The sequence below is a fragment of the Stenotrophomonas sp. P5_A9 genome (assembly GCF_056400525.1).
This window is the reverse complement of record NZ_JBFULC010000051.1, coordinates 1-22,847: the sequence shown is the minus strand read 5'-3', so window position 1 is coordinate 22,847 and position 22,847 is coordinate 1. Positions and strand designations below refer to the sequence as shown.

The 22,847-nt window shown below is 67.2% G+C and carries 20 protein-coding genes; 13 read left to right on the top strand and 7 right to left on the bottom strand.

The annotated features are described in order from the left end of the window. The first annotated feature begins 36 nt into the window (after positions 1-36). Positions 37-2,193: a beta-glucosidase BglX gene (gene bglX, locus AC1DR7_RS15380; protein WP_478076546.1), complete on the top strand. Its 2,157-nt coding sequence runs from the start codon at positions 37-39 to the stop codon at positions 2,191-2,193. A 148-nt stretch (positions 2,194-2,341) separates the two neighbouring features. Continuing rightward, positions 2,342-2,968, top strand: coding sequence for a hypothetical protein (locus tag AC1DR7_RS15375; RefSeq protein ID WP_457318049.1), 627 nt, complete (start codon positions 2,342-2,344; stop codon positions 2,966-2,968). Between the two features lie 54 nt (positions 2,969-3,022). Here the strand turns inward: AC1DR7_RS15375 and AC1DR7_RS15370 are convergent, their stop codons facing one another. Then, entirely contained in the window at positions 3,023-4,171 is a 1,149-nt protein-coding gene (locus tag AC1DR7_RS15370) for a PQQ-dependent sugar dehydrogenase (RefSeq protein ID WP_457318050.1), read from the bottom strand. 176 nt (positions 4,172-4,347) lie between these two features. Between AC1DR7_RS15370 and yiaA the strand changes: the two genes are divergently transcribed. Further along, entirely contained in the window at positions 4,348-4,785 is a 438-nt protein-coding gene (gene yiaA / locus AC1DR7_RS15365) for an inner membrane protein YiaA (protein ID WP_256775055.1), read from the top strand. Positions 4,786-4,811: 26 nt separating this feature from the next. Here the strand turns inward: yiaA and AC1DR7_RS15360 are convergent, their stop codons facing one another. The 6 genes from AC1DR7_RS15360 to AC1DR7_RS15335 all read right to left on the bottom strand — a co-directional run bounded on the left by AC1DR7_RS15360 (position 4,812) and on the right by AC1DR7_RS15335 (position 10,925). Next, complete coding sequence (locus tag AC1DR7_RS15360) at positions 4,812-5,159, bottom strand: hypothetical protein (RefSeq protein WP_312236904.1); 348 nt, start codon at positions 5,157-5,159, stop codon at positions 4,812-4,814. A gap of 107 nt (positions 5,160-5,266) precedes the next feature. After that, the gene (locus AC1DR7_RS15355; RefSeq protein WP_457318051.1) at positions 5,267-6,565 is read right to left on the bottom strand and encodes an APC family permease; all 1,299 of its coding nucleotides are present in this window, start codon (positions 6,563-6,565) and stop codon (positions 5,267-5,269) included. Beyond that, a complete protein-coding gene (locus tag AC1DR7_RS15350) occupies positions 6,562-7,371 on the bottom strand; it encodes a L,D-transpeptidase family protein (protein ID WP_457318052.1) in 810 nt (269 codons plus the stop codon). The genes AC1DR7_RS15355 and AC1DR7_RS15350 overlap by 4 nt, the downstream gene beginning before the upstream one ends. Positions 7,372-7,401: 30 nt before the next feature. Then, complete coding sequence (locus tag AC1DR7_RS15345; RefSeq protein WP_457318053.1) at positions 7,402-8,250, bottom strand: MurR/RpiR family transcriptional regulator; 849 nt, start codon at positions 8,248-8,250, stop codon at positions 7,402-7,404. 135 nt (positions 8,251-8,385) lie between these two features. Next, positions 8,386-9,492: a dipeptide epimerase gene (locus AC1DR7_RS15340; RefSeq protein WP_256775060.1), complete on the bottom strand. Its 1,107-nt coding sequence runs from the start codon at positions 9,490-9,492 to the stop codon at positions 8,386-8,388. Beyond that, on the bottom strand, positions 9,489-10,925 hold the full coding sequence (locus AC1DR7_RS15335) for a C40 family peptidase (protein ID WP_457318055.1): 1,437 nt from the start codon (positions 10,923-10,925) through the stop codon (positions 9,489-9,491). Before AC1DR7_RS15335 ends, AC1DR7_RS15340 begins: the two co-directional genes overlap by 4 nt. Positions 10,926-11,062: 137 nt before the next feature. On the opposite strand from AC1DR7_RS15335, the gene AC1DR7_RS15330 reads away from it, so the two are divergent. The 10 genes from AC1DR7_RS15330 to hglS all read left to right on the top strand — a co-directional run bounded on the left by AC1DR7_RS15330 (position 11,063) and on the right by hglS (position 22,378). Further along, entirely contained in the window at positions 11,063-12,550 is a 1,488-nt protein-coding gene (locus AC1DR7_RS15330) for a transglutaminase-like domain-containing protein (RefSeq protein ID WP_478052774.1), read from the top strand. A 43-nt stretch (positions 12,551-12,593) separates the two neighbouring features. Next, positions 12,594-15,593, top strand: a complete 3,000-nt coding sequence (locus AC1DR7_RS15325) for a TonB-dependent receptor (RefSeq protein ID WP_457318853.1) — start codon at positions 12,594-12,596, stop codon at positions 15,591-15,593. A 13-nt stretch (positions 15,594-15,606) separates the two neighbouring features. Further along, a complete protein-coding gene (locus AC1DR7_RS15320) occupies positions 15,607-17,154 on the top strand; it encodes a serine hydrolase (RefSeq protein ID WP_457318855.1) in 1,548 nt (515 codons plus the stop codon). Continuing rightward, positions 17,108-17,842 carry a M15 family metallopeptidase gene (locus AC1DR7_RS15315; RefSeq protein ID WP_457318857.1) on the top strand — a complete coding sequence of 245 codons (735 nt, stop codon included), beginning with the start codon at positions 17,108-17,110 and terminating at the stop codon, positions 17,840-17,842. The genes AC1DR7_RS15320 and AC1DR7_RS15315 overlap by 47 nt, the downstream gene beginning before the upstream one ends. A gap of 58 nt (positions 17,843-17,900) precedes the next feature. Then, positions 17,901-18,278: a hypothetical protein gene (locus AC1DR7_RS15310; RefSeq protein WP_256775063.1), complete on the top strand. Its 378-nt coding sequence runs from the start codon at positions 17,901-17,903 to the stop codon at positions 18,276-18,278. A 220-nt stretch (positions 18,279-18,498) separates the two neighbouring features. Continuing rightward, entirely contained in the window at positions 18,499-18,918 is a 420-nt protein-coding gene (locus tag AC1DR7_RS15305) for an EF-hand domain-containing protein (protein WP_256775064.1), read from the top strand. A 104-nt stretch (positions 18,919-19,022) separates the two neighbouring features. Then, the gene (locus AC1DR7_RS15300) at positions 19,023-19,436 is read left to right on the top strand and encodes a hypothetical protein (RefSeq protein WP_457318859.1); all 414 of its coding nucleotides are present in this window, start codon (positions 19,023-19,025) and stop codon (positions 19,434-19,436) included. Between the two features lie 48 nt (positions 19,437-19,484). Beyond that, the gene (locus tag AC1DR7_RS15295) at positions 19,485-20,234 is read left to right on the top strand and encodes an HAD family hydrolase (RefSeq protein ID WP_457318860.1); all 750 of its coding nucleotides are present in this window, start codon (positions 19,485-19,487) and stop codon (positions 20,232-20,234) included. A 31-nt stretch (positions 20,235-20,265) separates the two neighbouring features. Continuing rightward, positions 20,266-20,811, top strand: a complete 546-nt coding sequence (locus AC1DR7_RS15290; protein ID WP_256775067.1) for a hypothetical protein — start codon at positions 20,266-20,268, stop codon at positions 20,809-20,811. 199 nt (positions 20,812-21,010) lie between these two features. Then, positions 21,011-22,378, top strand: coding sequence for a 2-oxoadipate dioxygenase/decarboxylase HglS (gene hglS, locus AC1DR7_RS15285; RefSeq protein WP_457318861.1), 1,368 nt, complete (start codon positions 21,011-21,013; stop codon positions 22,376-22,378). Positions 22,379-22,847 lie beyond the last annotated feature (469 nt).

Genomic DNA, 22,847 nt, shown 5'->3' with positions numbered 1-22,847 from the left:
ATCCCGGCCTTGTAAACGTTTTCATAAGGACAGCCGGTGGCCGCCGATCGTATCGAAACCCTCATTGCCAAGATGACCGTCGAAGAAAAAGTCGGCCAGCTGGGTGTGTTCGCCGACATGGTCCGGCCGTTCGCCCCGGACGTGAATCCGGAAGCCAACGTGCTCAACGCCGACCAGGTGCTGCAGCAGGTGCGCGAGGGCAAGGTGGGGTCGCTGTTCAACGGCGTCGGCGTGGAAGCCGGCCGGCGCATCCAGCAGGTCGCGCTGGAAGAAAGCCGCCTGGGCATCCCGGTGATCCTGGCCGCCGATGTCATCCACGGCATGCGCACCGTGTTCCCGATCCCGCTGGGCGAAGCGGCCAGCTTCGAGCCGGACCTGGCCGAGCGCACCGCCCGCGCCACCGCGGTGGAAGCCACCGCTGCCGGCCTGCACTGGACCTACGCGCCGGCGGTGGACATCGCCCGTGACCAGCGCTGGGGCCGCGGTGCCGAGGGCGCCGGTGAAGACGTGGTGCTGGGCTGTGCGTTCGCCGCCGCCCGTGTGCGTGGCTTCCAGGGCCCGGACCTGCGTGCCGCCGATGCGCTGCTGGCCACGCCGAAGCATTTCGCCGCCTATGGCGCGGTGATGGCCGGCATGGAATACAACATGGTCGACATTTCGCCGCAGACCCTGCGCGATGTGCACCTGCCGCCGTTCCAGGCCGCCTTCGAGGCGGGCGCGCTGACGGTGATGTCCTCCTTCAACGACATCAACGGCGTGCCGGCCAGTGCCAATGCCGAACTGCTCACCGACATCCTGCGCGGGGAATGGAAGTTCCCGGGCGTGGTGATCTCCGATTACACCGCCGACATGGAGCTGGTCGCGCACGGCTATGCCGCCGATGACCGCGATGCCACCGCCAAGGCCTTCACCGCCGGCCTGGACCTGAGCATGCAGAGCGGCTTCTATGCCGAGCACCTGCCGGGCCTGATCGAAAGCGGCGAGGTGCCGATGGCCACGCTGGACGAATCGGTGCGCCGCATCCTGCGCCTGAAGGATGCCATCGGCTTGTTCGACGACCCCTACCGGTCGCTGGACCTGGACCGTGAAGCGTCCACCGCGCATATCGCCGCGCACGATGAACTCTCGCGCGATGCCGCGCGCCGTTCCATCGTGCTGCTCAAGAACACCGACGCGGTGCTGCCGCTGAAGAAGACCGGGCAGAAGATCGCGCTGATCGGCCCGTTCGTGCAGGACCGCGACAACATCGAAGGCTGCTGGACCCTGTTCGGCGACAAGTCGCGCTACGTCAGCCTGGAAACCGGCGTGCGTGAGGCGATCGGCGATGCGTCGCTGCTGGAAATCGTGCCCGGCTGCGACCTGGAAGTGGCCGTGCAGGACGGCATCGAGCAGGCCGTGGCGGCTGCACTGCGCGCCGATGTGGTGGTGCTGGCGCTGGGCGAACCGCAGCGCTACAGCGGTGAAGCGCAGTCGCGCGTGGAAATCACGCTGCCGGCCGCGCAGCAGGCGCTGGCCGAAGCGGTGGCGATGACCGGCAAGCCGCTGGTGGTGCTGCTGCGCAATGGTCGCGCGCTGGCACTGCAGGGCGCGGTGCGCAATGCGCACGCCGTGGCGATCACCTGGTACCTGGGCACCCAGACCGGGCATGCGGTGGCCGATGTGCTGTTCGGCGACTACAACCCGTCCGGTCGCCTGCCGGTGAGCTTCCCGCAGGTGTCCGGCCAGCAGCCGTTCTTCTACAACCATCCGCGCACCGGTCGCCCGGAACTGCCGACCATGTCCGAGTTCAAGGCGCGCTGGCGCGAGATCCCCAACGAGGCGCTGTACCCGTTCGGCCATGGCCTGGGTTACACCACCTTCGGCTACGGCGTGCCGCAGCTGAGCAGCGACACGCTGGGCTGGGACGACACCCTGACCATCACCACCACGCTGACCAACACCGGTGCGGTGGCCGGCGAAGAAGTGGTGCAGCTGTATATCCACGACCGCGTGGCCAGCCGCGTGCGGCCGGTGCGTGAGCTGAAGGATTTCCGCAAGGTAGCGTTGCAGCCCGGCCAGAGCACCGAGGTGCAGTTCACGCTGGATCGCCACGCGCTGGGCTTCACCGGTCGCGATGGCGTGTTCCGTGCCGAACCGGGCCAGTTCGAGTTGTGGGTGTGCGCCTCCGGCTGCCCTGCCTGGACGCGTGATTAGCGCGCAGAAGCAGCCGACCAACGGTCGGCTCTACGTTGGTCGTCGCCGGCGGCTGCCGTCCCGGCGGCAGGCGGGTGGACTCGTCATCATCGGCGGCTGACGTAAACGCGGTTACGCTGGCGCCCTCGCGATATCGACGGAGCCGAGCATGCGTGTGATCCGAATCCTGTTACCCACCCTGTTGCTGGCCGCCTGTTCGCAGCCGGCGCCGCCGACGGCGGACGCCGCTGCACCGGCTACCTCGCCACCGGCGACCACCGCCACGCCCGGGGACGACGTGCCGGCCGCCGGCCTGTCGCCGGATGCGGTGAATGCCGGTGCCGAACCTGCGCCGGATGCCGCCACCCAGGCACCGCCCAATGGCAGCCCCGAGGCGTCCGATGCGATCGACACCGAAGAGGGCGAGGGCGATGCCCGCCAGCGTATTGAAAAACTGCTCGGCGACGCCGACGCGTACGAGGCGCTGTTCAACGACCTGCAGCGCGGTGTCGCCGCCAACGATACCAATGCCGTGGCGGCATTGATGCGCTATCCGCTGCTGGTGCATGTGGGCGGCAAGAAACGCCAGGTGGCCGATGCGGCCACGTTCAAGCGCGAATACAGCCAGATCGTCACCCCGGAGATCGCCAAGGCGATCGCCGCGCAGACCTTCGATGGGCTGTTCGTGAACTGGGAAGGCGCGATGATCGGCAAGGGCCAGGTCTGGATCGGCGGCAAGTGCCTGGACAAGGACTGCACCCGCTCGGACGTCAAGGTCATCACCGTGCAGGATTGACCGGCCCTGCCCGCCCTTCCGGCCTCGAGGACCGGGAGGGCGGGCATGTCAGGATCACGCCTTGGGCGTGAGCTTCAGCAGGCGCCCGTTCTTGCCGTCTTCCAGCAGCCAGATCGCACCGTCTGGGCCCTGCTCCACTTCGCGGATGCGCTCGCCCATGTTGAAGCGTTCGGCTTCATGCGCGCTGTCGCCGTCGAAGGCCACGCGCACCAGCGCCTTGGACGACAGCCCGCCGATAAAGCCGCTGCCCTTCCACTGCGGGAACTGCGTCCCGCTGTAGATGATGAAACCGGCCGGCGAAATCACCGGGGTCCAGCTCACCTTGGGCGCTGTGAATTCGGGGCGTGTGGCGTGGTCGGGAATATCGCGGCCGTCGTAATGGTTGCCGTTGGACACGATCGGATAGCCGTAGTTGGCGCCGCGCTCGATCAGGTTGAGTTCGTCGCCGCCGGCCGGGCCCATCTCGTGCACCCACAATTTGCCGCGCGCATCGAAGGCGATGCCCAGTGCATTGCGGTGCCCCAGCGACCAGACCTGTGCGGCCACGCCGCCCTGCGAGGCGAACGGGTTGTCGGCGGGCACGCTGCCGTCGTCGTTCAGGCGCACGATCTTGCCGAGGTTGCTGGCCATGTCCTGGGCCGGATCGAACTGCTGGCGTTCGCTGGAGGTGATCCACAGTTTGCCGTCCGGGCCGAACGCCAGGCGATGACCGAAATGGCCCTTGCCGTCCACCTTGGGCGTCTGCCGCCAGATCACCTTCAGGTCCTTGAGCGTGCCGCTGCCATCGGCGCCCAGGACCAGACGCGCGCGCGCCACCGCGGCACCCCGGGTATCGCCTTCACCGGCTTCGGCATAGCTGACGTAAAGCAGCTGATTGCGGGCGAACTGCGGGTGCGGCAGCACGTCGCCGAACCCGCCCTGGCCGCCATAGGCCACCTTGGGCAGGCCGCGGATGTCGGCTCGCGTAGCCGTCTTGAGGTCCACGTGCTTCAACGTGCCGGCCTTCTCGCTGACCAGCAGGCTGCCGTCGGGCAGGAAGCTCATCGCCCAAGGCTCGTCGAATTTGGCCACTTCGGTGGCGGCGAAGGGCCACTGCGCCTTTTCCAGCACGGGGGCGGCGGCCTTGTCGGCGGCCACGCAGGCGGTGGTGAACAGCGGCAGGGTAAGAGTGACGGCGAGCGAAAGCAGGAGCTTGCGGGTCATTGGGGATCTCCGTAGGGGGATGCGATGGCCAGCCATGGTTGTACAGCATGCCCATCAACGCGGCGTGGACCATACGTCATCCCCGGTAGGCGCGCGGGCCCGGATCGGCTACCGTTGCCGCGGGCCGCCCGTGGGGTGGCAGGTGCGGCATGCCGCCATCAAATGGAGTTGGATCAATGAAGCAACAGGTGCATAAACCCTCCCCGGCGTTCATCGCCGCCTCGTGGGCGGCGCTGCTGCTGGGCGCGGCGGCTTATCTGGTCGGTCTGTTCAACGCGGAAATGGTGCTCAACGAAAAGGGCTACTACCTGACCCTGCTGTTGTTCGGGCTGTTCGCGGCCGTCTCGCTGCAGAAGAGCGTGCGCGATCGCGTCGAAGGTATTCCGGTCAGTGGCCTGTACTACGCGCTGTGCTGGTTTGCGCTGCTGGTGTCTCTGCTGTTGCTGCTGGTGGGGCTGTGGAACGCCACGCTGCTGCTGAGCGAGAAAGGCTTCTACGGCATGGCCTTCGCGTTGAGCCTGTTTGGCGCGGTGGCAGTGCAGAAAAACACCCGCGACCTGATGGCCGCGGGTGCCGATGCGCGTGCGATTCCGCCGCTGCCCAGCGGCGAGTAACGCTGTCAGGCGTGTCGCGCGCTGCCTCAGGTACCGCGCGGCACGCCCTTGTCCAGATGGGCCTGGCGCAGTGCGGTGGATTCATCCCAGCCGCGGCGCACCGCATTGCGCGCCTGTTCCCAGGTCAGCTTGCTCTTGCCGTGTTCCTGCGCCCAGCGCGTCTGCAATTCGGCTTCCACCTGCTCGTAGGCGCGGATGACATCATCGGCGCGCGAGTGGTGACCGAGCTGGTAAGCCGGCTCGTAGTCGTCGAAGAACTGGGTGTTGTCGTAATACGGCTCGCTCGGAAAGCGCTCACGCCAGTAGTCCGACACGGCCTGGCGCGGCACGCCGTCTTCCGGCACCCGGCCGGGAATCTGATAATCAGTAGGCATGTGGTAGCTCCGGTTGGGTGAGGTTCCAGCCTAGCCAGACGCCGGTTAACGCAGCGGACCGGTGGAGTGAATGACAGATCAAGTGCCATTCGCTGCGCAGGCGTGGTTCAGCCCAGCGGTTCCTTGCGCGGCAGTTTGTAGATGACCGCCCCCACCACGAAGGCGATACCGGCGGCGGCCATGTTCTGCCAGCTGGCGCTGACGAACAGGGCCACGCACAGCAACAGCGCCAGGATAGGGATCAGCGGGCCGCCGGGCAGTTTCAATGCACCGGGACGGTCGCGGAAACGCCGTGCGAGCACCAGCACCGCAGCGGCGGTACCGATGTAGGCGAACAGGCGCGTGGTCATCGACAGCAGTGCCAACTGCACGAACGAACCGGACAGTGCCAATGCCAGCGCGATCAGGCCCTGGGTGATGATCGCCGCGGCTGGCGTGCGGAAGCGTGGATGCACCTGCGCCAGCAGCTTGGGGCCGTAGCCGTCGCGGGCCAGCGCAAACAGGAAGCGCGGCCCCATCATCATCGTGTTGCTGTTGGTGCCGAGGATGGAGATGGTGGCGCCGACGGTGAGGATCAGCGCCAGCGCCTCGCCGCCGAAGCTGGAGGCCGCATCGGCCAGCGGCGTCGGCGAACTGGCCAGGCCGGCCAGGGTGCCCTGCGCGACCAGCTGCACCGCCCCGTAGATGACGGTGACGCTGACGATCATGGTAATCAGCGCGAACGGAATATCGCGGCGCGGGTTCTTGTACTCACCGGCAGCGGCCGGGATGTTCTCGAACCCGGCGTAGGCATACAGCAGCAGCAACGCGGCCTCGCCCATGCGCTGCAGGTCATGCGGGTCCGGGCGCACGCCGGAGAAGGCTAGGTCCATGTCCACGTAGAACGCGCCGATCGCCACGAACAGCAGCAAGGGCACCAGCTTGCCGATCACCAGGATCACCCCGGTGCGTGCGGCCGAGCGCACCCCGGCCACGTTGACGGCGGTGAGAAAGCCCAGCGACACCACGATGATCGCCACCCGGCCCAGGTCATGCCCGGCCCACGGCCAGAACCGCGCCACTGCATCGGCCAGCGCATTGCTCAATGCTGCCGCCGAGCTGATCCGGGTCAGCCAGATCATCCAGCCGATCTCGAACCCGGCAAACCGACCGAACGCCTCACGTGCATACAGGTAGCTGCCGCCGGGCTCGTCGAAGTAGCTGGCGGCCTGGGCATAACAGAGCACCAGCAGCGCGACCACGATGCCGGCCGCGACCACGCCCCACAGGCTGAAGGGGCCGAGCAGGGCGACGGTGGCGGCCGGCAGCAGGTAGATGCCGCTGCCGATCACATCGTTGATCGACAGCCCGACGATCTGCCAGCGGCTGACCGCGCGTTCCAGTTGCGGATCGGCCGGTGTGCTCATCGCGTGTTGTCCTGTTGTGCCGGCAGATTCCAGTCGTATTGCAGCTGCTGGTACTGCGCGCGCGGCAGCAGCACGAACAATGGGCGCTGGGCCGGGTCCAGCCAGGCCAGCAGGCTGCGCATGTGCTCGGGCTGCATCGCCGTACAGCCGGCGGTCGGCTCACCGGGCGTGCGCCACAGGTGGGCGAAGATGCAGCTGCCGCGGCGCGGTTCGGCTTTGGGGTTGTGCTCGATCACAAAGCCCTCCCGATAGCGCGCATCGCCCTTGTTGTGCAGGTCCAGCCGCATCGGTTCGGTGGAGCCTTCCACGGCGTCGGTGCCCACCACCTCGGCATCGACGATGCGGTTGTAGTACGGCGAATCGGGGACGTCCATGCAGTAGCTGCTGGCCTGCATCGGCTGGTAGGGCAGGGCCGTGGTGATCTTTGGCGCATAGCCGAAGGCCGGACCGATGCTGAAGATGCCGGCCGGGCTGCGGCCATCGCCTTCCTGTTTTACCGGGTCCCCGGGCTTTATCGGGTCGCCGGGCGGATGCGCGGCAGCGCCCTGGGCCGGCAGCACGCCCACGCCCCAGGCGCTGCCGTTGCGGCCCACGGCCACCTCGAATGCGTCGCCGTGGGGCGCCCAACCCTTGGGCGTGCGCACATAGGCCTGCAACCGGCCCTGGGTGGCGTCCCAGCCCTCGGTGGTGACCACGATCATCTGGTGGTGGTCCTGCAGTGGGCCCACCGCCGGGGTGAGCGCGGTGGCAGGCAGGGCGCTGGCGGCCAGCACGACGGCGAAGACGGAGCGGAACAACGGCAGCATCGTGGCGGACTCCAAAAGACCAGGTGTCGATCAGGTGTCGATCAGGTGTTCGATCCGTTCCAGGTTCACCCCGAGCTGGCGGTGGCGGTCCGGGTTGGCGTGGCACAACAGCACGAAGACGAAGTCCAGCAGGGACTGCAACGAGGCACGGTACAGCAGTTGCGCCACGTGCGGCGCTGGGTCGTGCGCGCACACCACCAGCGAGGCATCGGCGTGCGCGCGCAGCGGGTTGGCGCTGTGCCGGGTGATCGAGATCACCTTGCCGCCCATGTCCTGGAACTGCCGCGACAGCTGAAACAGCTGCGGCAGCTTGCCAAATTCGGAGAACACCAGCATCGCATCGTTGGCGCGCGCGGCCGACAGGTTGGCCATCATCAGGATCGGGTCGGCGTGGTGCACGGTGAGCATGCCCAGCAGCGACAGCCGCATGGCGAATTCGCGTGCGTACAGGCCGTCATCGCCCAGGCCGTAGACGAACAGCTTGGGTGCGGCGTCGATCAGCTGCACGATGGTTTCCACGTCGGCCTGCGGATTGGCCAGCCGGGTTTCCTGTTCGGCGGCGGCCTTGCTCAGCCGCAGCCGTTCGGCGATCTGCGCGTAATCGTTGGCATCGGCCGGTGCAGGCGGGCGTGACTGGGGATCGCTACCGGCGCGGGCGACCGCCTCGCCGATGGAGTACTTCAGATCCGGATAGCCCTTGAAGCCCAGCTTTTGACTGAACTTGACCACGCTGGACTGGCTGATCCCCAACGCGCTGGCCAGCTGCTGGGACGAGTAATCGCGCAGCAGGTGGGCGTTGTCGAGGATGAAGTCGGCGATGCGGCGTTCGATCGCCGACATGTGGTCACGCTCGGAGCGGATTTTCACCAGGGGCGGCATGGAAAGGGCATCAGGTCCGTTGGGGAGAGCATACGCAATGCGGCCGGTAGAGCCGACCGTTGGTCGGCTGCACAGGACAGGATCGCGCGAAGAGCAGCCACCCATGGGGTGGCTCTACCGCAGTAATGCAGACGGTCACCACCGCGGCGGCGTGATCATCTCCAGCCCCCGCACTTCAGTGATGCCCAGTCCCGGTGCGTCGCTGATGGTGATCTCCGATTCGTTGAAGTTGACCCCGCCGGTGACCGGGTTGAACTGCCCCAGCGAGGGGCCGTCCAGGTCGACCTTGGTGATCACATCGCTCTTGGCCACCGCCAGGTGCACGGCCGCGGCCACGCTGATGCTCGACTCGATCATGCAGCCGATCATGCACGGCACGCCGTAGATCGCGGCGATGTCGGCGATGCGGATCGCATTGGACAGCCCGCCGGTCTTCATCAGCTTGATGTTGATGATGTCCGCCGCGCGCTGTTGGATCAGGTCGACCACCTGGCCGGGATTGAACACGCTCTCATCGGCCATCACCGGCGTGTTGACCCGGTCGGTGACGTACTTCAGCCCACTGATGTCGGCCGCCTTGACCGGCTGCTCCAGCAGTTCCAGCACCACGCCGGCCTCTTCCAGTGCGCGCATCGCGTGCACCGCCTGCTTGGCGGTCCAGCCCTGGTTGGCATCCAGGCGCAGCAATGCCCGGCCCTGCACCGCCGCATGGATCGCCTTGACCCGCTCGATGTCCAGCCCGATGTCCTTGCCGACCTTGATCTTCAGCGACTCGAAGCCGCGGTCGATGGCCGACAGCGAGTCGGCCACCATCTTGTCGATGTAGTCCACGCTGATGGTGATGTCGGTGGTGATCACCGGATCGCCGCCGCCGAGCATGCGGTACAGCGGGGCGTTGTGCAGCTGCGCCCACAGGTCGTACACCGCGATTTCCACTGCGGCCTTGGCGCTGGTGTTGCGCTCCAGCGAGGATTGGATCAGCGCGCACACGCGGTTGAGGTTGGCCACGTCCTGGCCGATCAGGCGCGGCTTGATGAAGCTGTTGATGGCCTCGATGATCGACCCGTGGGTGTCGCCGGTGATCACCGCCGTCGCCGGGGCCTCGCCGTAACCGGTGTGGCCGCTGTCGGTGCGCACCAGCACCACCACGTCCTCGACGGTGTCCACGGTGCGCAGCGCGGTCTTGAAGGGGGTTTTCAGCGGCACGCGCAGCATGCCCAGTTCGATGTCGGTGATCTTCATTCAGGGGTCTGTGGCCGGATGCGCTGGATGTTGGTGATACGGTCGATGTAGCTGACGGTGTCGCTGGCCATCATCGGCTCCAGCGGGGTCACCGACACGCCGTTGAGATGGGCCTGCACGCGGGTGCCGTCGGCGCCGAACCAGCTGCCCCCGGCGGTGTCGTGGATCATCCAGGTGCGGCCGTCGAGATGGCCGAGGGTGACCATCACGTGCCCGGGGATGTAAACCAGGTCGCCGACCTGCAGCTGTTCCACCGCCGCGGTGCGCTTGGCCTGGCCGTCCTTTGGATCGAAGGCGATCCGGTCCAGCGCCGGGCTGACCGCTTGGGCGCTGGTGTTGCGCGGCACCAGCACGCCGAAGCTGCGGTAGATCTCCGAGACGAAGCCGCTGCAGTCGCGGGTGTCGTAGTCGTGGCCCCAGCCGTAGCGTTCGCCGAGGAACTTGAACGCCTGGGTGATCAGGTTGCGCGGGGTCAGGGGCAGGTAATCGGCGGCGCTGTCCTGCGCGCGCGGCAGCAGCGCCGGTACCAGCGCCAGGCCACCGTCGTCGTTGCGCACCGGCAGTTGCACCACGTAAGCGGCATGCGCCTGCTGGCCGTTGACGGTCTTGTCCTGCGGCCAGTCGGCGATCACCGGCAGGCGCACGCCCATGTCCAACTGTAGGCGCGACACGCGGGGCTCCTCCGGGGTAGGGGCGGTGAAGGCGGTAGCGCCGGTGATGACACGGTACGGACCGCGCTGGGCGTAACCGAGCACGGTGGCCGCATCGCCGAGGCCGACGAAGCGCTTCTCGATCCATGCCGAATAGCGCTCGCTGGTGATGAACAGCCAGTGGCCATCGGCGCTCTCATGCAGCACCGCTATCGCATCGCCCGGAAACAGCGCCGATTCCTGGAAGCGGTCGATATCGGTATCGCCCTGTGTGGTGAACACCCGCAGCGTGGTCGGGAACGCGCGCAGGGCGGCGCGGTGGGTGACCAGGCCGTACTGCAGCGGACGCTGGGCCGGAACCGCGTCCAGGGCGAGGTTGGCCACGGTGGCGCCGCGCTGGGCGGCGCTGATGCCCTGGCCGTCCGCGCCGTACAGCGGTTTGGCCGGCCAGGTCGACAGGGTTTCGATCGCGGCCAGCACCTGTGCCCGCGGCAGCTGTGTCGGCAAGGCGCGCAGGTCGTGGATGGAGCGGTCTTCGGCACGCATCCGTGCGTTCTGCGCGGCGATGCCGGCGCGGTCCAGGATGGGCTGGTCGGCGTTGGGCGCGCGCTGGGCCCAGAAGCCGGGCGCCAGATAGGCTTCGCGCAGGCCGATGACGCCGCCGAAGTCGGCGTCGGCCGCGCGGCGTGGCGCCTCGGCAGCGGCATGACCGGTGGCAAGCAGGGCGGCCAGCAGTGCGCCGGCCAGCCAGGACGGCCGCGCAGGGCGGTTGGGGGAAGCCAGGATCCTCAAGCGGTCACCCTCCTCGGAAGCGTCAGGAATATTTATTCCTTTTTTCATCGAAAGCAAGAATAAATTATTGACCGCCCATCGGGCCCGTGTTACACAGCGATTACCACCCGCACCTGGGAAGTGTCGCCGTGGATTTCGCTGCACGCAAACCGCGTTTGCTCCATTTCGCCCGCTGGCGCGCCGCAGCCTGTCTGCTGTTGGCGCTGCCGCCGCTGTGCGCATGGGCCGGCGCTTCGCTGCCGGAGGTGATCGCGCAGATCGACCGCGGTGCGTTCGCCACCGCCACCGCGCAGATCGATGCGGCCCTGCACGACACCACGCTCAGCGCTGCCACCCGCCACGACTTGACCTTCCAGCGCGAGCGCATGCGCCGCATGCAACTGGACTTCACCCTGGATGCCGACGCGGCCAAGGCGCTGCTGCGCCGGCAGATCCCGGACCTGCGCGATGACGAGTTCGCGCGCTGGGATGCGGCCGGGTTGATCGAACACCTGGATATCGATGGCCAGCGCCGCTACTTCAAGCGTGCGCCATCCAACCTGTTCCGCATCAGCGCTGAAGCACGCGCCCGGCGCGCGCCGGATGTGCCACTGCCGACCGACGGGCCCTTCGAGATGCTCGGCCCCCACCACGAAGAAATCGTCGCCGCTGCCCGCGCCAGTGGTGCCACCAGCGTGGTGCCGCGCCGCGTGGAGGTAACCCAGTCGCTGGTGGTCAAGGCCGATGCTGTGCCTGCGGGTGCGTCCGTCCGTGCCTGGATTCCGTATCCGCGCGCGATTGCCGGCCAGCAGGAAGATATCCAGTGGCTCACCAGTACCCCGACCGGAGCGCGCATCGCGCCGGAAAGCGCCCTGCAGCGCACTGCCTACCTGGAGCGCACGGCGGTGGCCGGCACGCCTACCGCATTCGAGATCCGCTACGCGGTCACCGTGTACGCCCGGCATGTCCCGATCGATCCGGCCAAGGTTCTGCCCACGCCGAAGGACCCGGCACTGCAGCCGTTCCTGGCCGAACGCGCGCCGCATGTGCTGTTCACCCCGGCATTGCGCGCGTTCTCGCAGCGCGTGGTCGGTACTGAAACCAATCCGTACCGCATCGCGCAGAAACTGTTCGATGCGGTGGACCAGATTCCCTGGGCCGGCGCACGGGAATACTCCACGATCTCCAACATCAGCGACTACGCCCTGCACGCCGGCCACGCCGACTGTGGCCAACAGACGCTGCTGCTGATCGCGCTGCTGCGCCTCAATGGCATCCCCGCGCGCTGGCAGTCGGGCATGGTCTACGCCGATGACGCGGTCGGCTACAACAACCTGCACGACTGGGGCGCGCTGTACCTGGCGCCGTATGGCTGGGTGCCGATGGATGTCACCACCGGGCGCCTGGACAGCCCGCAGCCGGCACTGCGCGATTTCTACTTCGGCGGGCTCGATGCCTACCGCATCGCCTTCAACGACGATTTCCAGCAGCCGCTGCAACCGGCAAAGCGCCATCCGCGCTCGGACACGGTGGACTCGCAGCGCGGTGAGGTCGAGTGGGCCGGCGGCAACCTGTACTTCGATCAATGGAACTACGACTCCCAGTCGCACGTGGTGCCACTGGGGGCAACGCGGTAAACGGCGGTACCCACGATTCCATATCTGCAGGAGAGAGCAGGGAATGAATGCACATCGATTGAAGCGGGCCGCGCTCTGCGTTGCCCTGGGGGCCTGCCTGGGCTCGGTCGCGCCCATGGCGATGGCCCAGGACGGCGCAGTGGTTGGCAAGCTGGTCACCGATTCGGGACAACGCCTGGACAACGCGACGGTCACCGTGCGCAATCCGTCCACGGGATTTGTGCGTTCGGTGAGGGCCGAGGCCAATGGCAGCTACCGCATCCCGTTGCTGCCAGTGGGCACTTACGAGCTGGAAGTGGCCGTTGCCGGCGGGGCCCCGGCGCGCGTTGGCCAGGTCAACGTCGGCCTGGGTAGCGCCACCACGGTGAACGTGCCGGTCAGCGGTGTCAGCACGCTGGGCACGGTGCAGGTGCGTGCGCCGCAGGTGGTGTCGATGGTGGACGTGAAGTCGACCGAATCGGCCACCAACATCACCCGCGAAGAACTCTCGCGGCTGCCGGTGGACCGCGACATCACCGCGGTGGCGCTGTTGGCGCCGGGGGCGGTGAAGGGCAAGGGATCGCTGGGCGGGCAGGGCATTTCCTTCGGCGGCTCCTCGGTGGCCGAGAACACCGTCTACATCAACGGCCTGAACGTCACCGACTTCTATAACCGGGTCGGCTTCTCCTCGGTGCCGTTCTCCTTCTACCAGGAGTTCCAGGTCAAGACCGGGGGCTACTCGGTGGAATTCGGGCGCAGCACCGGCGGGGTCATCAACGCGGTGACGCGCTCGGGCAGCAACGACTTCAAGGCCGGCGCGGAACTGGTGCTGGAGCCGCGTGCGTGGCAGTCGCAGGCACGTGACCGCTACGACGGCGACGGCAGCCGCTACATCACCGCCCGCCGCGATGACTATTCGCGCAGCGCGCTGAACGTGTTCGCCTCCGGTGCGCTGGTGCAGGACAAGCTGTTTTTCTTCGGCATGTACGAAGCGCGCGACTACACCCCCAACTCCACCAATGACGCCGGCACCGTGCTCAACCGTGGCACCGCCGACGATCCGTTCTGGGGCGGCAAGCTGGACTGGCAGATTACCGACAACCAGATGCTGTCGCTGTTCGGCTTCTCCGACAAAAGCGATACCGTCACCGACGTCTACCGCTACGACTACGACACCGGCCTGGCCGTGGGCGAGCGCACCAACCAGGTCTACAACACGGTGGGTGGAAAGAACTGGTCCGGTACCTACAGCTGGCAGGTCAGCAACGACCTGACCATGAAGCTGATGTACGGCGAGAACAAGCGCAACCGCACCCAGAGCAGCCTCATGGATGAGAACTGCAACCGCGTGTTCGACAACCGCACCGCCAGCCAGGGCGTGCCCACCGACCTGCAGGGCGACCGCAGCTGCACCAGCAGCTCGCAGCTGGAATCGGCGCTGGATACGCGCAAGGCCGCCCGCGCCGATTTCGAATGGACCCTCGGCAACCATCTGCTGCGCTTCGGCCTGGACCGCGAAGAGAACACCTCCGACTACGAGCGTGCCTACCCCGGCCCCGGTGGACTGCGCTACGACATCTATTACCGCACCCCGGGCAGCTCCCTCAACGGCGGCGTGGTGCCGGCCAGCGGACTCGTCGCGCGCACCCGCCGCTACGAAGTGGCCGGATCGTTCGAGACCATCAACTCGGCGTACTACCTTGAAGACAACTGGCAGGTCACGCCGAACGTCCTGCTCAACATCGGCGCACGCTTGGAAGGCTTCGACAACAAGGGCGGCGACGGCGACAGCTACATCAAGATCGACGACATGATCGCGCCCCGGCTGGGCTTCTCGTGGGACGTGCGCGGCGATGGCACCACCAAGGTATTCGGCAACCTGGGGCGCTATTTCCTGCCCGTGGCCAACGTGATCAACATCAAGCAGGCCGGCGGCTTCCTGGACGAGCGCACCTGGTATGAATTCCTCGGTTACAGCGGCGCGTCCAACAACGTCCCCAACCTGGGCGGCCAGATCGGGCCGGTGGACAACTCGCAGGGCGACGGCAGCGTGCCGGACCTGCGCGCCGAAGTGAACCGCGACATGGATCCGGTCTACCAGGATGAAGCCATCCTCGGCTTCCAGCACATGCTCAGTGCATCGTGGTCGGTCGGCGCCAGCGTCACCTACCGGCGCCTGCACAACGCCATCGATGACATGAACATCACCGCGACCGGCCAGTGCGGGGCGATCGACGGCGTCTGGATCATGGGCAATCCCGGCCGCACCAACACCGTATGGGGCGACAGCAACTGCGACGGCAGCAACGATGCCTGGATCGATATCGACACGGCCCGCGAAGGCTGGGCGCTGTATGACGACGACGGCAACTACGTCGGCCAGCGCGGGTGGGTCACGCCCAAGCGCGATTACAAAGCGCTGGAGCTGCAGGTGGATCGTGCATGGGACGGCACGTGGGGCTTCAATGCGTCCTACACGTTGGCCTATGGCCGCGGCAACGCCGAAGGACCGGTCAACTCCGACACCGACTTCGCCGATGCCGGTCGCACCGAAAACTTCGACAATCCGTGGGTCAACTATCGCGGCTACGGCTATCTGGCCAACGATCGCCGCCACCAGTTCAAGTTCCGCGGCAGCTATGCGCTGACCGAGAACCTCACGGTCGCCGCGACGCTGGGCGTGCAGTCCGGCAGCCCGATCACCCGCTTCGGTGCCGGCAACCCGTTCGACGCCACCGACTTCCACAGCTACTACGTGTGCGTCTCCAACTGCCAGGCCACGGTGCCGTCCGAGCGGGTGTTCGGGCATTCCCCGCGTGGCGGTGACGGCCGCACGCCCTGGACCTACGACCTGGACATGAGCGTGGCCTACAAGATCCCGGTGCCACTGGATATCAACGTCAAGCTGGCGGTCTACAACGTGCTCAACCAGCAGCGCATCGTCTCGGTGGACCAGGATTATGAGCCGCAGGACAGCATCGGGACGCCCAATCCGTTGTATGGCTATGGCACCGGCTTCCAGTCGCCACGGTATGCGCAGCTCACGGTGACCTGGAACTACTGATGGCATCGCCGGCATGACGCAGGCGACGTGGACGGCGGTGCTGGTGGGGCTGGCAATGGCCACCGGCACCGTCGCGGCGTCACCGGCCGCGTTCGATCCGATGTTCGACCAGGCCCGGCAGCAGTACGCGCTGCCGGGCCTGGCGATGGCGGTGGTTGAAGACGGCCAGGTGGTCTACCAGCGCACGGCTGGCGAGCGACGCAGCGGCAGTGGCGAGGCCATCGACCCCGACACCCTGTTCAAGATCGCCTCCAACAGCAAGGCCATGACCGCCGCACTGCTGGCGCGGCTGGTCGACCGCGGGGCCTTGCGCTGGGACGATCCGGTGATCAGGTACCTGCCGCAGTTCCGCATGCACGATCCCTGGGTCACCCGGCAGATGCAGGTGCGCGATCTGCTCATCCACAACAGTGGACTGGGGCTGGGCGCCGGCGACTTGATGCTGTGGCCGGAGCCCAACACCTTCACCCGCCAGGACATCATCGCCGGGCTGGCGCACCTCAAGCCGGTCACCAGCTTCCGCAGCGGCTACGCCTACGACAACCTGATGTATGTGGTGGCCGGTGAAGTGGCCGCCGCCGCCGGCGGCAAGCCGTATGACCAGTTGCTGCGCGAGGAAGTGTTCGTGCCGCTGGGCATGGACCGCTGCCAGGTCGGTGCGTGGTCGGTGGCCCACGTCGGCAACGTCGCCCAGCCGCATACCCGTCGCGACGGGCGCAACGTCGTGGTCCAGGCCGATGGCGATACCAGCCCGGACCTGCCTTCGATGGCCGCCGGTGGCATCCGCTGCAGCCTCAAGGACATGACCCGCTGGATGCAGGTGCTGCTGGACCCGACCGTGGTGCCGGGCTGGTTGGGCGCCGCGCAACGGCGCGCGCTGTGGACCGCGCACATGCCGATGCCGCTCGGTGCGCGTCAACGGCAGTGGGACAACGCGCACTTTTACGCCTACGGCTACGGTTGGCGCCTGTCGGACATGGACGGGCAGTGGAAGGTGGCCCACACCGGCACGCTGTCGGGCATGTACTCCTCGCTGGCGCTGCTGCCGGACCGCAAGGTGGGCGTGGTGATCCTCATCAACGGTGATGCCGAGGATGCACGCACCGCGCTGATGCAGGCCGCATTGAAGCACTACACCGCGCCGGCGCAGGCTCGCGGTGTCCTTGATTACGCACGCCTGCTGCGGCAGGAACAGCAGCAACGCACCGACGCCGGCCAGGTGCGGCCCGATACCCGCGCGCGGCGCCCGGCAGGCCCGGGCGCTCCCCGCGCCTGGCAGGGCCGTTACCGCGACCCGTGGCTGGGGCAGGCCAGCCTTTGCCCGCAGGGTGGGCAACTCCGCTTCAGCGTGGACAAGTCGCCCGGGCTCCAGGGCCGGGTGATGCAGCTCGGTAGCCGCTGGCTGGTGCAGTGGGATACCCTCGGGTCGGACGCCGAACCCTGGCTGCAGGTTGAGCCGGGCACACCGACAACGCTTACGTTGCGTGCCATCGACCCGGATATCGACTTCAGCTATGACTACCAGGACCTGCAGTTCACCCGTATCGGCGATTGCCTCTAGCACCGCACTGATCGCCCTGTTCGTCGCCTTTGGCGCGGCCGCCCAGCCGGTGCGGATCGCGCTGGTACGCACCCCCGAACAGGCCGGCATGGTCGACATCCGCAGCCTCGCCCCGGATATCGACCTGGACCTGCGCTATGCCGGGGCCAACAATTTCACCGGCCGCCGCGTGCCCGGCTACGACGCCGCCAAGTGCTACCTGCTCAAGCCTGCGGCCACCGCGCTGGCCAAGGTTGAAGCGGACCTGCGTGCCGACGGATACGGCCTGCGGCTGTTCGACTGTTATCGCCCCGCGCAGTCGGTGCAGGCCTTCGTGGACTGGACCAACGACCCGCTGGAACAGTCGCGGAAGGCCCAGCAGTATCCGGGCCTGGACAAGCCGGCGCTGCTCGGCGGCTACATCGCCCAGACCTCCGGGCACAGTCGCGCCGCTACCGTGGACCTCACGCTGGTGGATTGCCGCAGCGGCACCTGCACCGCGCTGGACATGGGCACCGACTTCGACTTCTTCGGTCCGCGTGCGCATACCGATGCGCCCGATGTCACCCCGCAGCAGTATCTCAATCGGCAGAAGCTGCGCCAGGTGATGGGCCGCCAGGGCTTTGAGAACTACCCGCAGGAATGGTGGCACTACACCCTCACGCCCGAGCCGGACCCGCACACCGCCTACGACGTCCCCGTGCGCTGACCCCCGTGGCGGCAAGGTGGGCCGCTACACTGTGCGCTCACCGACCGCCCGGATCACGATGAACCTGCCGCTGCACTTTGGATTGCTCGGAACGCTGGAAGCGGGGCTTATCGCGCTGCTGGTCGGCCTGCTGGTGTATGCGCTGTGGCAGCGGTTGTGCCGCGCCGTTGGTTGGAACGCCGGGCACGCGATCGGCTGGGCGTGCGTGATCGCGGTGATCGCCTCGGCTGGCATCGACGCGTGGAAGCTGTTCTACATGGGCATCATGCGGCTGGAGTCGCCGCTGTATGCGCGCTTGTTCCTGGCCACCGTCCACGATCCGAACGAACTCGGCTCGCGGGTGGTGCTGGAAGTGGCCGGTGCGCTGTTCGGTGTTGCGGCAGGGTGGCTTCTGTTCAGTTCGCGCTCAGGCGAAAAAAACGCCAGCGACACCTGACAATTCGTTTGCATCCGGTTAAATCCGGGCCGGTTGAATGCGTGTGTTACTCCGCACTCACCCACACCTAACCACTGCGGTAATCGACGCCTGCGCGCAGGTGGTTAAGACCGTGTGCGGGTGCCGATTGCGGCGCAATGTCGATTCACAAACGGGCTGGCAGGGTGGAAGTCGTGCGGAAACAACGAACCGTGCGACATCCCCAAAGGAGACCACCCAAATGACTATTCGCAACCGCAAGCCCCTGATCGCCCTGATCGTCGCCGCAGGCAGTGTGCTGGCCATTCCGGCGATGGCCCAGTCCGCCCAGCAGAGCGCCGCGCAGGCACAGAACCAGGCCGCGCAGGCCCAGCAGGCCGCTGCGCAGGCCGGCCAGGCGGCAGATTCGGCAGCGGGCGCTGCGGCGCAGGCGTCGCAGCAGGCCAACGGTGGCGGTGGCCAGACCTGGGCCAGCGTGGACACCGACGGCAACGGCACCATCAGCAAGACCGAGGCGCAGGTCAATGCGGGCCTGGCACAGGTGTTCGATCAGGCCGACAGCAACAAGGACGGCGAGCTTTCGCCGGATGAGTACAAGTCGTACGTGGCCGCCCAGCAGGGCAAGGCCGCCAGTGGCAGCGGCGCGCAGCCGGGTAACTGATCCATCGCGTCAACGTGCAGGCAAGGGCCCAACACCGCTGGACACCGGTGAACGGCAGTGAGGGGGAAGGGCGGCTACGGCCGCCCTTCTTTTATGATGGCCGCATGCAACATCCCGGCCGTCGGCTTCCTTTTGATGTGTATTTCCCTGCGCCGGGCGAACGGGCGCCGCAGCGTGTCTCGCATCTGCGGCCCGGCCAGATCGTGCTGGTCGCGGGCGGACAGGCCGACACCGTTTTCGACACCGTTGCCTTCGATGACCACGGCCCGCGCTGGGCCAATCCGGCATTGCGCGCGGCGCTGACCAACCTCAACGCGCACGGCTTGCCTTTCCAGTACCAGCCGCACGATCCCGAGTCGCCCGCCGCATTGATGGCGTGGTGGCAGGAAAGCGGCCACGTGGCGGCCAGCTACCGTGAACTCAGCTGGCGCGGCCCGGGCGACTGGCTGATCACCCGTATCGATCTGCCACACCCGGGCGTGCTCGGCTGGGCCGGCCCGCGCCCCTTCGGCCACTGAGCCGACACGGTCATTGGGTCCACCGGGCGCTGTTGCTATCCTTGCCCGATGATGACCTCCACGCCTGCGCCCACCGGCGCCATCGGCCTGGTCGGTTTTGACGGTGACGACACGCTGTGGAAGAGCGAGGAGTACTACCGCAAGGCCGAGCAGGACTACCTCGACATCCTGTCGCGCTATATCGACGTGCACGACACCCAGACCGCGCGCCACCTGCTGGAAGTGCAGCAGCGCAACCTCGGGGTGTTCGGTTATGGGGTCAAGGGCATGACCCTGTCCATGGTCGAAGCGGCCATCGAGATCACCCGGCAGATGATCACCGCGCGCGACCTGCAGCAGATCCTGGACATCGGCCATGACACCCTGCGCCATCCGGTCGAACTGATCGACGGTGTGCGGGAATCGGTCACCGAGATCGCCCGCGATCATCCCGTGGTGCTGATCACCAAGGGCGACCTGTTCCACCAGGAAGCCAAGATCAAGCTGGCCAACCTGCGCGATCTGTTCCCGCGCATCGAGATCGTGTCCGAGAAGGACCCGGAAACCTACGCGCGCGTGCTTGAGGAATTCAACCTGCCGATCCAGCGCTTCTGCATGGTCGGCAACTCGCTGCGCTCGGATATCGAGCCGGTGATCACCTTGGGCGGTTGGGGCATCCACACCCCGTACGCGGTGACCTGGGCGCATGAAACCCAGCACGGCGTAGCCGACGATGAGCCGCGCATGGTCGATGCGCCCACCGCCTTCGACTGGCCGCAGGCGCTGCGCAGTATCCAAGCCAAAGCCAGCCGGGGCTGACCGACATGCAGCGCGGCAAAGGTATGTGGTCATGATCCTGCGCACGCTGCTGGTGCTGCTGCTGGCCGTGCTGCCCCTGGCCGCATCGGCGCAGCAGACCGCCGAAAAGTCCGAGGCCTACGTCGTGGACACCGGCGATGCCTGGGTCGATGGCCAGTTGCGCGACATCAACCATTACGCCGAGCGCTACCCGGACAGTTTCCTGGACGAGGTGGCGCGCTACAGCGGCGTGTCGCGCGGCTACATTGCCGCGCTGATGTATACCCATGGCTGGCAGGCCGGCGACATCTACTTCGCCTGCTTCTGGGCCAAGGCGATCGCGCGTTCCTGCCGCGACAGCGTGCAGGCCTGGACCCGCGCCACGCCGGAGGAGGGGGAGCCCAAGCGTTGGGAGGCAGTGGTCAGCGATTTGCCGGTCACGCCGACCAACCTGCACTGGCGCGCCGTACGCCAGGCCATCGTCGCCAGCCACGACCACTGGGACCGCCCGATCAAACTCGACGCCACCCTGCAGCGCCAGCTCGGTGACCGCGCCCAGCGCCAGCGCAACGCTGCCGCCGCCGACCCCGGCCCCTGAGCCACCGCGCAGACCCCTGCATCCCCGCATCCCCAACACCCCGTGGCCCAACCCCGGGTAGAGCCACGCCATGCGTGGCTGCCGTTCGTACCCGCCCCACGTCGCCCCCCTTTGCTGCTGTGCAGATCGCGATTACCCACGGCCTCGGCGACAATGCGCGATTGCTGCACCTCCCCCGTGATCCGTTGCCGAGTACGTAATGAGCGCCGACCGTTTCGTTTCACCCGACGATATCCGCAGCCTGTTCGCCCAGGCGATGTCCACCATGTACCGCACCGAAGTGCCGCTCTACGGCACCCTGGTCGACCTGGTGGCCGAGATCAACGACGCCGTCCTCACCGCCGATCCGGCGCTGGTGGCCCAGCTGGACCGCAATGACGAACGCGCACGCCTGGACCAGGAACGCCACGGCGCCATCCGCGTCGGCACCGCCGAGGAACTGGCCACGCTCGGTCGCCTGTTCGCGGTCATGGGCATGCACCCGGTGGGCTATTACGACCTGTCGGTGGCCGGCGTGCCGGTGCATTCCACCGCGTTCCGCCCGCGCACGGCCAAGGCGCTCGCACACAACCCGTTCCGCGTGTTCACCTCGCTGCTGCGGCTGGAGCTGATCGACGACGCCGCACTGCGCGACGAATCGGCACGCATCCTCGCCAAGCGCCGCATCTTCACCGACACCGCGCTGGCGTTGATCGCGCAGGCCGAGCGCGATGGAGGCCTGGACGAAACCGACGCCCGTCGCTTCGTCATCGAATCGCTGGAAACCTTCCGCTGGCACGGCGATGCCACCGTGTCGCTGGCCACCTACCATGCGCTGCATGACGCGCATCGCCTGATCGCCGACGTGGTCAGCTTCCGCGGCCCGCACATCAACCACCTCACCCCGCGCACCCTGGACATCGATGCCGCCCAGGCCGGCATGCTCGCTCGGGGTATCGACGCCAAGGCCGTGGTCGAAGGCCCGCCGCCGCGTCGCTGCCCGATCCTGCTGCGCCAGACCAGCTTCAAGGCCTTGGAAGAGACCGTGCGTTTCCCGTCGGGTGATGCGGCCTTTGCGGGCACCCACACCGCACGCTTCGGCGAAATCGAACAACGCGGCCTGGCGCTCACCCCCAAGGGCCGCGCGCTGTACGACCAGCTGCTGGCCCAGGCACGCGACAGCGGAGGCGCCGGCAGCACCGGCCAGGACTACCCGACGCGCCTGGCGGCCGCCTTCACCGCCTTCCCGGACGACCACGACACCCTGCGCCGCGAAGGCCTCGGCTATTACCGCTACGCCCTCACCGATGCGGGCCGCCGCAACCTGGCTGCCATCGGCGATCTGCCGGCCGAAGCGCTGATCGCCGCCGGCCTGGCCAGCGCCGACCCGATCGTCTACGAAGATTTCCTGCCGGTCAGCGCCGCAGGCATCTTCCAGTCCAACCTCGGCGGCGAAGAGCAGCGCGCCTATGCCGCGCATGACAACCGCGACGCGTTCGAGCAGGCGTTGGGCATGCGGGTCGAAGACGAGTTCGCCATCTACGACAGTCTGCAGGCCGAATCGTTGGCGACCCTGCGCGCCGCCTGAGGTAGGGGCGCATCCCGATCGACCGCCGTGGCATCCGCCGCGATTGATGAGGGGGGAGCACGACGCTACGCGGGTGGCCGGGTGTGCAGGCCGTTTGGATGGGCTGGCGTCGCCGATCGGGCTGGTCGCGAGCGTGAGGCCCCCGTGGCGGCCGATAGGCCCCTGGCGCAAATGTCCCCCGGCCGCGTGGCGGCCTCCTCCTTTATTTTGCCCAGGAGCCTTATCTGTTTGGAATCTGGCAGCGTAGGCGTCGAGAGCCGGCGTGGGCCGCCGTAGGAGCCTGGATCTCGACGATCGACTTGTAGCTTGGCGCCCACGCCGGAATCTCCCTTGGTCCGCCCGAACAGTTGCTCGAGGTAGCACTCGAAGTGATAAGACTGGGCAAGCGGGGGAGCTCTCGACCTATCCAGCCTAGCGGAGATTTCCCATGAGCGGAATCGGGATCGATGTGTGCAAAAAATACCTGGAT

Bases quoted from the DNA above. Each gene is read 5' to 3' on its own strand.
- hglS (WP_457318861.1), top strand. From the start codon at position 21,011: ATGAGCGCCGACCGTTTCGTTTCACCCGACGATATCCGCAGCCTGTTC.
- AC1DR7_RS15375 (WP_457318049.1), top strand. From the start codon at position 2,342: ATGCGTGTGATCCGAATCCTGTTACCCACCCTGTTGCTGGCCGCCTGT.
- AC1DR7_RS15300 (WP_457318859.1), top strand. From the start codon at position 19,023: ATGCAACATCCCGGCCGTCGGCTTCCTTTTGATGTGTATTTCCCTGCG.
- yiaA (WP_256775055.1), top strand. From the start codon at position 4,348: ATGAAGCAACAGGTGCATAAACCCTCCCCGGCGTTCATCGCCGCCTCG.
- AC1DR7_RS15325 (WP_457318853.1), top strand. From the start codon at position 12,594: ATGAATGCACATCGATTGAAGCGGGCCGCGCTCTGCGTTGCCCTGGGG.
- AC1DR7_RS15355 (WP_457318051.1), bottom strand. From the start codon at position 6,565: ATGAGCACACCGGCCGATCCGCAACTGGAACGCGCGGTCAGCCGCTGG.
- AC1DR7_RS15295 (WP_457318860.1), top strand. From the start codon at position 19,485: ATGATGACCTCCACGCCTGCGCCCACCGGCGCCATCGGCCTGGTCGGT.
- AC1DR7_RS15360 (WP_312236904.1), bottom strand. From the start codon at position 5,159: ATGCCTACTGATTATCAGATTCCCGGCCGGGTGCCGGAAGACGGCGTG.
- AC1DR7_RS15320 (WP_457318855.1), top strand. From the start codon at position 15,607: ATGACGCAGGCGACGTGGACGGCGGTGCTGGTGGGGCTGGCAATGGCC.
- AC1DR7_RS15290 (WP_256775067.1), top strand. From the start codon at position 20,266: ATGATCCTGCGCACGCTGCTGGTGCTGCTGCTGGCCGTGCTGCCCCTG.
- AC1DR7_RS15345 (WP_457318053.1), bottom strand. From the start codon at position 8,250: ATGCCGCCCCTGGTGAAAATCCGCTCCGAGCGTGACCACATGTCGGCG.
- AC1DR7_RS15310 (WP_256775063.1), top strand. From the start codon at position 17,901: ATGAACCTGCCGCTGCACTTTGGATTGCTCGGAACGCTGGAAGCGGGG.
- AC1DR7_RS15340 (WP_256775060.1), bottom strand. From the start codon at position 9,492: ATGAAGATCACCGACATCGAACTGGGCATGCTGCGCGTGCCGCTGAAA.
- AC1DR7_RS15315 (WP_457318857.1), top strand. From the start codon at position 17,108: ATGACTACCAGGACCTGCAGTTCACCCGTATCGGCGATTGCCTCTAGC.
- AC1DR7_RS15305 (WP_256775064.1), top strand. From the start codon at position 18,499: ATGACTATTCGCAACCGCAAGCCCCTGATCGCCCTGATCGTCGCCGCA.
- AC1DR7_RS15370 (WP_457318050.1), bottom strand. From the start codon at position 4,171: ATGACCCGCAAGCTCCTGCTTTCGCTCGCCGTCACTCTTACCCTGCCG.
- AC1DR7_RS15350 (WP_457318052.1), bottom strand. From the start codon at position 7,371: ATGCTGCCGTTGTTCCGCTCCGTCTTCGCCGTCGTGCTGGCCGCCAGC.